The sequence below is a fragment of the Gallibacterium melopsittaci genome (assembly GCF_042433085.1).
Taxonomy (GTDB): domain Bacteria; phylum Pseudomonadota; class Gammaproteobacteria; order Enterobacterales; family Pasteurellaceae; genus Gallibacterium; species Gallibacterium melopsittaci.
Genome location: NZ_JBHLWA010000047.1, coordinates 1 through 10,376, shown reverse-complemented (window position 1 = coordinate 10,376; position 10,376 = coordinate 1). Strand labels below are relative to the sequence as shown.

General features: G+C 37.5%; 9 protein-coding genes and 1 riboswitch. Of the genes, 2 read left to right on the top strand and 7 right to left on the bottom strand.

Annotated features, from left to right (window positions below):
* Positions 1–176 precede the first annotated feature (176 nt).
* Positions 177–2,315 carry a phosphate acetyltransferase gene (gene pta, locus ACFFHT_RS09790; RefSeq protein WP_382375752.1) on the bottom strand — a complete coding sequence of 713 codons (2,139 nt, stop codon included), beginning with the start codon at positions 2,313–2,315 and terminating at the stop codon, positions 177–179.
* A gap of 63 nt (positions 2,316–2,378) precedes the next feature.
* Positions 2,379–3,587 carry an acetate kinase gene (locus ACFFHT_RS09785; RefSeq protein ID WP_382375750.1) on the bottom strand — a complete coding sequence of 403 codons (1,209 nt, stop codon included), beginning with the start codon at positions 3,585–3,587 and terminating at the stop codon, positions 2,379–2,381.
* Positions 3,588–3,781: 194 nt separating this feature from the next.
* On the opposite strand from ACFFHT_RS09785, the gene yfbV reads away from it, so the two are divergent.
* Complete coding sequence (gene yfbV / locus ACFFHT_RS09780) at positions 3,782–4,228, top strand: terminus macrodomain insulation protein YfbV (RefSeq protein ID WP_382375748.1); 447 nt, start codon at positions 3,782–3,784, stop codon at positions 4,226–4,228.
* Positions 4,229–4,249: 21 nt separating this feature from the next.
* Here the strand turns inward: yfbV and moaE are convergent, their stop codons facing one another.
* The 5 genes from moaE to topA form a co-directional block, all read right to left on the bottom strand.
* Positions 4,250–4,717 carry a molybdopterin synthase catalytic subunit MoaE gene (gene moaE, locus ACFFHT_RS09775; RefSeq protein ID WP_382375746.1) on the bottom strand — a complete coding sequence of 156 codons (468 nt, stop codon included), beginning with the start codon at positions 4,715–4,717 and terminating at the stop codon, positions 4,250–4,252.
* A 1-nt stretch (position 4,718) separates the two neighbouring features.
* Complete coding sequence (moaD, locus tag ACFFHT_RS09770; protein WP_382375745.1) at positions 4,719–4,964, bottom strand: molybdopterin synthase sulfur carrier subunit; 246 nt, start codon at positions 4,962–4,964, stop codon at positions 4,719–4,721.
* Positions 4,965–4,966: 2 nt separating this feature from the next.
* Positions 4,967–5,443, bottom strand: a complete 477-nt coding sequence (moaC, locus tag ACFFHT_RS09765; protein ID WP_382375743.1) for a cyclic pyranopterin monophosphate synthase MoaC — start codon at positions 5,441–5,443, stop codon at positions 4,967–4,969.
* Positions 5,444–5,460: 17 nt separating this feature from the next.
* Positions 5,461–6,474 carry a GTP 3',8-cyclase MoaA gene (gene moaA / locus ACFFHT_RS09760; RefSeq protein WP_382375741.1) on the bottom strand — a complete coding sequence of 338 codons (1,014 nt, stop codon included), beginning with the start codon at positions 6,472–6,474 and terminating at the stop codon, positions 5,461–5,463.
* Positions 6,462–6,608: riboswitch (molybdenum cofactor riboswitch) on the bottom strand. Its footprint overlaps the gene before it by 13 nt.
* A 70-nt stretch (positions 6,609–6,678) precedes the next feature.
* On the bottom strand, positions 6,679–9,285 hold the full coding sequence (topA, locus tag ACFFHT_RS09755) for a type I DNA topoisomerase (protein ID WP_382375739.1): 2,607 nt from the start codon (positions 9,283–9,285) through the stop codon (positions 6,679–6,681).
* Between the two features lie 274 nt (positions 9,286–9,559).
* Between topA and folM the strand changes: the two genes are divergently transcribed.
* Positions 9,560–10,285: a dihydromonapterin reductase gene (folM, locus tag ACFFHT_RS09750; RefSeq protein ID WP_382375737.1), complete on the top strand. Its 726-nt coding sequence runs from the start codon at positions 9,560–9,562 to the stop codon at positions 10,283–10,285.
* Positions 10,286–10,376 lie beyond the last annotated feature (91 nt).

Sequence of the window (10,376 nt, the reverse complement as noted above, 5' to 3'; positions counted from 1 at the left end):
ATAATTACCAACTTTTTTGTCCTATAGACAATGAAAATAGATAAAGACCAACTTTTTTGTCCTATATGCCTTTCTTTTTCTCTCTCCATCCATTAACTATTAACTGCTTACATAAAAAAATCAGCCAACATTACTGATAATGTTGACTGATTTAACACACTAAATGTGATGACTAATTAATTTTGTGTTGCTTGAATTGCGGTTAATGCAATGGTGTAAACAATATCATCAACTAACGCACCACGTGATAAGTCATTCACTGGTTTACGCATACCTTGTAGCATTGGTCCAATAGAGATTAAATCTGCTGAACGTTGAACAGCTTTATAAGTTGTATTACCGGTATTTAGATCTGGGAAGATAAATACGGTCGCTTTACCTGCTACTGGTGAATTTGGTGCTTTAGAACGTGCTACATCTTCCATTACCGCAGCATCATATTGTAATGGACCATCGATAATTAAATCTGGGCGTTTTTCTTTCGCTAAACGAGTCGCTTCTTTCACTTTATCCACATCTGCCCCTTTACCAGAGGTTCCTGTTGAATAAGAGATCATCGCAACACGTGGCTCAATACCAAAGGCTTTTGCAGAATCGGCAGATTGAATCGCAATTTCGGATAACTCTTCTGCGGTTGGGTTAGGGTTAATCGCACAGTCACCATATACCAATACTTGATCTGGTAATAACATAAAGAAAATTGACGATACTAATGAGCTGCCTGGTGCAGTCTTGATTAATTGAAGTGGTGGACGAATCGTATTGGCTGTGGTATGTACCGCACCAGAAACAAGCCCATCAACTTCATTCGCTTCAAGCATCATTGTGCCAAGCACTACAGTATCTTCGAGTTGTTCACGTGCTAATACTTCGGTCATACCTTTGTTTTTACGTAACTCAACTAAACGAGCAACATAATTTTCACGCACATCCGCAGGATTAATAATGGTAATGCCTTTACCTAATTGAATACCTTGTGCTTCTGCTACACGAGCAACTGCTGTTGGATCAGCCAATAATACACATTCTGCAATACCACGTTCTGCACATAATGATGCAGCCTTAACAGTACGAGGTTCATCCCCTTCTGGTAACACAATACGTTTTTTCGCATTACGTGCTAATTCAGTTAATTGGAAACGGAATGCAGGTGGTGATAAACGGTGTACTCTTGAAGTTGTTTCGATTAATGAATGGATCAACTCTTTATTAAATTGTTGTGCCATATAATCTTTAATTGCTTCAATACGCTCTTTATCATCAATTGGTACTTCAAGATTAAAACTTTGTAGGCTTAATGCAGTTTGCCATGTTGTTCCTTCAACACGGAAAATTGGTAAACCAGTTTCAAATGCACGTTCACAAAGTTTAGCTACATGATTTTCTAGACGATAGCCACCAGTTAATAACATTGCACCAATTTCAATTCCGTTCATTGCTGCTAACGCAATCGCAACAATCACATCTGGACGGTCTGCAGAAGTCACTACTAAATTACCTGGTTTAAGGTGTTCGATTACATGTGGTAGGCTTCTTGCACAGAACGTAATCCCACGGATACGACGTTTATTAATTTCCCCTTCTCTTAAGATTGATGCCCCTAAATGACGAGCAATATCAATCGCACGGCTCGCAATCAATTCTGGATTCCAATCAATACACGCTAATAAGCGAATTGGGCTTTGATCAAATAATTTTTGTACAGCTTGAACATTAACACGACTATGTTGGAAAGAATCAAAAATTTCTGCAAGATCTGGACGAGTACGACCATTTTCATCCGTTGGTGCATTAAATTTATTAATTACCACACCTAATAAATTTGGATTATATTTACCGCCAAATTGTGATGCTGCTGCCTCTACACGTTCCTTTAATTCTGCTGGTGTATCGGTTGCTGGTGCTGAAACTAAAATAATTTCTGCATCTAATGCTTGCGCAATACGGTAGTTAATACTGTTAGCGTAAGAATTTTTACGGGTTGGAATTAACCCTTCTACAACCACAATTTCATTATTTCTCGCTAAAATTTGATGACGTTCAACAATCTTTTCCAATAAAACATCAGTTTGGTTTTGCCCGATCATATTTTCTGCTTCACTAAGCATAAATGTTTTTGCAGTATCAATTGTTGGGCTTTGGTAAAGAATAGAAGTGGTTCTGTCTAATGTGTCTTCACCACTAATTGGTTGCGAAATTGGTTTCATAAAACCAATTTTAGCACCTTGTTGTTCAAGGGCTTGAATTAAACCTAAACTCACACTGGTTAAACCAACACCAGTACTAATTGGAATAAGAATAATTGTTCTGGACATAATAACCTTCTTACTAAGGAATAAAAAATAAACTGCCGATAGATCTATCGGCAGTCGCGAGAATTATTTTTTGATACAAAGACGTGCAGTATCTTGTGCAATCACAAGTTCTTCGTTCGTTGGAATCACCATTGCTACTGGAGAACCTTCGGCTGTGATAATACCTTCATTACCGAAACGAGCTGCAAGATTACGTTCATTATCTAATTGGTAACCAAATACTTTTAAATGTGCCAATGTTAATTCGCGAACGTGAGCAGAATTTTCACCAATACCACCAGTAAAGACAATCGCATCAAGTGGTTCACCTACTGCTGCCATATAACCACCGATATATTTCGCTAAACGGTAGCAATAAACGTCTAAAGCACGCTTCGCAGCAACTTCTTTATCATAATTATCTTCTGCATAACGACAGTCGCTAGTTACTTCGGTTAAACCAAGTAAACCAGATTTTTTGGTAAGCGTTTGTTCAATTTCATCCATGCTCATGCCTAATGTTTTCGACATAAAGAAGGTTACTGCTGGGTCAACATCACCACAACGCGTTCCCATTACTAAGCCTTCTAATGGCGTTAAACCCATTGAGGTATCTACACATTTACCATGACGAATCGCTGAAACAGAACCACCATTACCTAAATGACAAGTAATAACATTTACTTTATCTTCAGCAACATTTAAGCGTTTTGCTGCTTCTTTAGTTACATAGTAATGGCTAGTACCATGTGCCCCATAACGACGTACACCGTGTTCTTTATACATTGAGTAAGGTAACGCATAAAGGAATGCTTCTTCAGGAATAGTTTGGTGGAATGCAGTATCAAAGACAACAACATTCTTATCTTTTAATTCAGGGAACATTTTGAAAGATTCTTCGATCCCGATTAAGTGTGCTGGATTGTGTAATGGTGCAAATTGAATGGCATCACGAATACCTTCGATAACACTTTCATCAACAATGGTTGAAGCTGTAAAACGTTCACCACCGTGTACAATACGGTGCCCAATCGCGGCAATACTATCTTTAAGAGATGGATCCAATGGGAAAATATGTTTAACAATAAAATCAAGTGCTTCACTATGTGCTGCACCTGCACCTAATTCTGCATTTCCTTTTTCACCATGTAATTTCCATTTAATACGTGCATCTGGAAGATGGAACGCTTCTGCTAAACCAGATAACTTCTCTTCTCCAGTTTCAGGATTTAGAATTGCAAATTTTAAAGAAGAACTTCCACAGTTAAGAATAAGAATAAGATTTTGCGTCATTGAAATAACCTATCTCTTGTTGAATGAATAGTAACCTGTTTTGCTTAAACAAGGGCCCGTTTTAATTGGCGGATAGGATACACTGTTATGACAAAAAAATAAATTTCCAGACTTAGCAAAAATCAAAAAATTTTTAATTTTTATAAAAAAAGTGTAATTTAGTACCTTTAATTTAAACAATTTCACGAAACCATATGCTATTTAAAACTATTCGTCAGGGCATAAATTATGCCAATGCTTGGAAAAAGATTTCTGGGATAAAAAAATTGAATATGATTTTTCCTGAGCCACGTATCATTAAAGCAACTTATTTCTCGCAACAGTTATTAATGCCTTTATTGCTTTTTACTTTGGGATGGCAATATTTTGTGCTGGGATATTCTATTGGGAGTATTGCTAGTACCTTAATTACAACGTTATTTATTATTTCACTGCCACTACAAGGATTTTACTGGTTAGGTAAACGTTCACGGAAAGTGTTAAGCACAGCAACATTGCATTGGTATGAAAAAATTTATCATCAAGTCCTGCTCCACGAAGCATTATTGCCTATGTCGGATAGGCCAACCTTCAATGATTTAGTTTTGTTGTTACAAAAAGCAGAAAAACGCTTAGATGCGTCTTTCTGGGAGGAAATTTAACAAATTGATTGGGAGAAAATGTTATTTTTTATCATGCTGCCAACGTTCGGCGGCATCATCATCGCTCGCTCGACTTTCTAACCAACGATCACCTTGTTGAGTGGTTTCTTTTTTCCAAAAAGGTGCTTTCGTTTTTAAAAAATCCATAATAAATTCATTTGCTTGATAAGCACTCCCACGATGAGCCGAACTCACCGCCACGGCAACGATTTCATCACCAGTATAAAGTTGACCAACTCGATGGACAATATAAATACGTTGTAATTGCCAACGAGCTGCAGCTTGATCTGCAATTTCTCGTAATGCCTTTTTAGTCATTGCTGGATAATGCTCTAGATATAATCCCGACACGGAATCGCCTAAATTCATATCTCGCACTTTACCAATAAACAACACTGTTGCCCCTGTTTCAGGCAATGCTGCTGTCCATTGATAAATTTTATTTTGATCAAAAGGTTCAGATTGGACGTGAATTTGAATATCAGTCACATCAACCTCCTGTAACAGGTGGAAAAAATGCGACCTCATCACCTGATTTTAAAGGCGAAGATAGCGGCACCAAATTTTGATTGACCGCAGCGAGAATACGTCCTGAATTTAATGCTAATTCCCAGCGATCGCCTCGTTGACTTAAGGCTTGACGTAATGCTTCAACATCTTGATATTCAGCAGCCACAGTCAGTTCTGCTTCACCAATTAACTCTCGAGTTTGTGCAAAAAATACAACTTTAATCATGACTATTCTGCCTTAAAATGTCCTGACTTACCGCCTAATTTTTCTAATAGGCGAATTCCTTCAATCCGCATATCTTTTTGTACTGCTTTACACATATCATAAATTGTTAAAGCTGCCACAGAAGCAGCAGTTAATGCTTCCATCTCTACGCCTGTTTTAGCGGTTAATTTGCAATAACTTTCAATTCTAATGCGGTTATGTTCAGGTTCTGCAGTTAATGATACTTCAACTTTACTTAATAAGAGGGGATGACAAAGTGGGATTAACTCCCAAGTTCGTTTAGCGGCTTGAATACCGGCAATACGTGCAGTAGCAAACACATCACCTTTATGATGTTTCCCATCAATAATCATCGCCAATGTTTCTGCTGACATTAACACATACGCTTCGGCTCTCGCTTCGCGTACGGTATCGGCTTTTGCTGAAACATCGACCATATTGGCTTCGCCAGAATGATTGATATGCGTAAATTGATTCATAATAATTCCGTTATTGATTAACCGCCAATAGAAGCAAGGTGATTACGCACGCCACTATCTCCTTGATGAAGAAAATGATGTTCACGTTTTCCTTGTAATGCTTCGATTAGCTGTTGTTGTAATTCAAATTGTTGATTGTCGTCTTGTAACCATTGACGAATATCGATTCCTGCTTCGCCAAATAAACAGAGATGTAATTTTCCTTGGGCCGACACACGAAGTCGATTGCAGCTTGCACAAAAATCCTTTTCATACGGCATAATCAAGCCTATTTCACCGACATATTCTGGATGTTTAAAGACTTGTGCAGGACCATCAGTATGATGTTTAACTTGTAACTGCCAACCAGATTCCAATAAACGTTGTTTCAATACCATACCGGATAGATGGTGTTGATGAAAGAAGCTATCCATTTCTCCTGTTTGCATCAACTCAATAAAACGCATTTGAATTGGTTGATCTTTGATCCAGTGCAGAAAGGTTTCAAAGCCTTGTGTATTTAGATTTTTCATTAAAACGGCATTGACTTTAACTTTGTCATATCCCACTGCAAACGCACGTTCAATACCTTGTAGAATTTCAGCCAATTTATTTTCACCTGTAATTAACTGAAATAAGCGAGGATCTAAACTATCTACACTAACATTTATCGAATCAACACCAGCAGCTTTCCAATCCGCTACGTCTTTTGCCATACGATAACCATTGGTCGTTAATGCGATCTTTTTAATTTCATGCTGCTTACGAATTGCTTCAACAATTGATAAGAAATCTTTTCGTAAAGTTGGCTCACCACCTGTAATACGCACTTTTTCTGTGCCTAGTTGAGCAAATGCACGCACTAAACGTTCTATCTCCACGACACTTAAAAATATCCGTTTATCACTTGGTGGCTGATACCCATTTGGTAAACAGTAATTACATTTGAAATTACAGACATCTGTAATGGAAAGACGAAGATAAAAATATTGCCGATTAAAGTTATCAATTAATCGATCTTCTGAAGATATGATTTGGCTATATGATTGCATAAACACCTTTCTAAATACGAGGGGATAGACCGTTTCCAATCTATCCGTGAAACACTGTTATGTGTTTGGCATAGCCACCATATTGAGAATGATTTTATCAACTTAGGTAAACTAGCTCGGAGTATGCTAAAAATTTAAGTAAATTGTAGAATTTCAACAAACGAGTTGCAATAACCTATTGATGTTATCCAATAGGTTATTCATCTATTTTTTGCGCTCGATCCATTTTCCATCAATATAATCCACAATCCATTTTGTTGCTTTGCCATCTTTTTCAGAATTCACATATTGGCGTTTTTCTTTACGACTAAAGCGAATCACAGCTGGATTACCTTCAGGATCTTGTTGCGGTGCATCCGCTAAATACTGTAACTTCTCTGGCAAACGTTCCCGATATTGTGCTAATTCTGCCACTTTTGCAGGACGAGTTTCACGTGATTTTGGAAAATTATGTGCCGACATAAACACACCACTTGCACCATCACGCAACACAAAATAAGCCTCAGAATTTTCACATTTTAATTCTGGGAAATGAATTGGATCTTCTTTTGGTGGTGCAACTTCCCCATTTTTCAAAATTTTACGGGTATTATCACATTGTGTACACGCCATATACTTCCCAAAACGCCCCAATTTAAGATGCATATCAGCACCACACTTATCGCATTCTACGACTGGGCCATCATAACCTTTAATCTTAAATTGACCTTCTTCGACCACATAGCCATCACAATTTGGATTGTTCCCACATACATGTAATTTACGATGCGCATCAATTAAATAACTATCCATGGCAGTACCACATTTTGGACAACGCTTACGATCCATTAATGCCTTAGTTTCGGAATTATCATCTAAAACATTTAATAATTCGGCTTCAGGAATTAAGTTAATCGTGGTTTTACAACGCTCTTTTGGCGGTAGTGCATATCCTGTACAGCCTAAGAATACACCTGTACTTGCAGTACGAATTGCCATTGGTCGACCACAAGTCGGGCATGGAATATTGGTTTCTACTAAGTGATTTAACTTCATTCCACCCTCAAGCTCATCTAATTCAGCTTGAGAAAGTTGAGTAGAAAAATCCTTAAAGAATTGATTTAACTGTTGTTTCCAATCTGCTTTACCTTCAGCAATTTGGTCTAATACATCTTCCATATTGGCGGTAAAGTCATAATTCATTAAATCTGCAAACGATTCATTGAGGCGATCAGTTACAATTTCACCCATTTTTTCTGCATAAAAACGGCGATTTTCCGTACGCACATAACCACGTTCCTGAATAGTCGAAATAATTGAAGCATACGTTGATGGACGACCAATTCCTCGTTTTTCTAACTCTTTTACCAAAGCCGCTTCAGTATAACGTGCAGGTGGTTTAGTAAAGTGTTGACTTGGATTTACTGCAACAAGATGTAATGTTTCCCCCTGTTTGACTTCAGGTAACACACGATCTTCCGCACTTTTACTCATTGGTGGCAATACTTTCGTCCAACCATCAAAGCGTAATACACGTCCTTTTACTTTTAACGTATAGTCCGCTGCAATCGCAGTTAATGTTGTTGAATCATAATTCGCTGCCGTCATTTGACACGCTAAGAATTGACGCCAAATTAAATCATATAAGCGAATAGCGTCTTTTTCCATTCCTTGCAAATCATCCGCTTTTAAATTGATGTCTGATGGACGAATCGCCTCGTGAGCTTCTTGTGCATTCTCTTTACTTGAATAAAAGTTTGGTTTTTCTGGCAAATAGGCTGCACTAAAATTCGTAGAAATATAGTTGCGTACCATTGCTAACGCCTCTTGACTCAAATTCGTTGAATCGGTACGCATATAGGTAATATAACCTGCTTCATAAAGACGCTGTGCTAATAGCATCGTCTTTTTCACACCAAAACCTAAACGGGTACTTGCAGTTTGTTGAAGTGTAGAGGTAATAAAAGGTGCTTTTGCTTTGGATTGGGTTGGCTTAGTTTCAACTTCCGTGACAACGTAATGTGCTTTTTCTAATTCGGCTACTGCTTGTTTTGCTGCTTGTTCATTTGCAATTTGTAACGCCTTACCTTGATAATGTGTAACCTCAAACGGTAAAGGTTGTTGTGCCGTATTTTGTGTATCTACCTCAATTTCCCAATACTCTTCAGGTTGGAAAGCTTTAATTTCACGCTCACGCTCAACCAAAAGTTTTACTGCAACAGATTGCACTCGTCCAGCAGATAATCCGCGAGCAACTTTTTTCCATAATAATGGAGACACCATAAACCCAACAACTCGATCTAAAAAGCGACGAGTTTGTTGTGCATTGACTCGATCCATATTTAATTGTTCTGGTTTACTAAATGCTTGAGTGATCGCATTTTTCGTAATCTCATTAAACACGACGCGACTAAAACGCTCATCTTCACCACCAATCACTTCTCGTAAATGCCATGCAATCGCTTCTCCTTCTCTATCCAAGTCGGTCGCAAGGTAAATATGATCGGATTTTTTCGCTAACGATTTGAGATCAGCAACCACTTTTTCTTTATCTGGCAAAATTTGATAGTTAGCCTGCCAATTATTATAAGGATCGACCCCCATTCGTTTGACTAAGGCATTATGCTCTTTTTTCTGTTTGATTTTTGCCTTCTCTTCTGCACTTAGTCCTTTTGTTGAAATTGCTTTTGCCTTTTCACCAGTGGCACTGCCAGAGGTTGGTAAATCGCGAATATGTCCCACACTAGACTTAACGATATAATCATTACCTAAATATTTATTGATGGTCTTGGCTTTTGCTGGTGATTCAACAATAACTAATGACTTACCCATAATTAAACCTGATTTGCTCTTCTATAATATAAAAACATCAATACTTTTAGCCCCATCTCGCTGATAAATCACAAGATGTTCTATCAAATTATGTATGTGATAAATGTTGAGATGAAGTTCAAAGGAAAATTTTAGTTCGCAACAATAACAGCAAATATCCAAGATAACAAGATGAAGAAAAACAAAATGATGAAAGTTACACAGCAATTCAACAAAAAATAGGAATTTCTGCTAGGATAATGTCGCAATCAATCATAGACAATGAGATTTTATCATGAAGAATACGATTATTATTACTGGTGCAGGGCGTAGAATTGGATTAGCACTTGCGCAAACATTAGCAATGCGTGGTGAGAATTTACTTATCTCTTATCGTCAATATTATTCTGAATTAGATCAACTCCCTGCTAATGTCGTCAAAATTCATGCTGATTTCTCTACTCTCGATGGTATTGAATCCTTTATCCAGCAAGTGAAATCACAGTGTCAATCACTTCGTGCGATTATCCATAATGCTTCTGATTGGCAAGCTGAACAACAAAATAATAGCTTGCAACAAGATCATCAACTCTTCCAAAAAATGTTTAATATTCACGCGGAACTACCTTATCTACTAAATCGCCATTTAGTTGACTTGTTAAAGACTTATGTTCAAGAAACACAACGTCCTGCCGATATTTTGCATTTGACTGACTTTGTTGCACTAAAAGGTAGTCAAAAACATTTAGCTTATGCTGCAAGTAAAGCGGCATTAGAAAATTTAACCCTCTCGTTTGCTGCACAATATGCCCCTTTCATTAAAGTTAATAGTATTGCTCCTGCATTGATTGCTTTTCATGATCATGATGCAGAAGAATATCGCCAACAAGCTACCCAAAAATCTGTGATGCGAAAAGCAGGAGGTTATACTGAAATAATTAAAGCTGTTGATTACCTATTATCCAGTGAATATGTCACTGGAGAAACATTACAAGTGACGGGTGGCAGACATTTAAAATAATAATGTAATAATATTAATTGGTGTAATAGACAAATTTGTTGCTAAAAGTAGGCTTAAAGCCTTATAGTACAAGGCTTTAAGCCTACTTTTT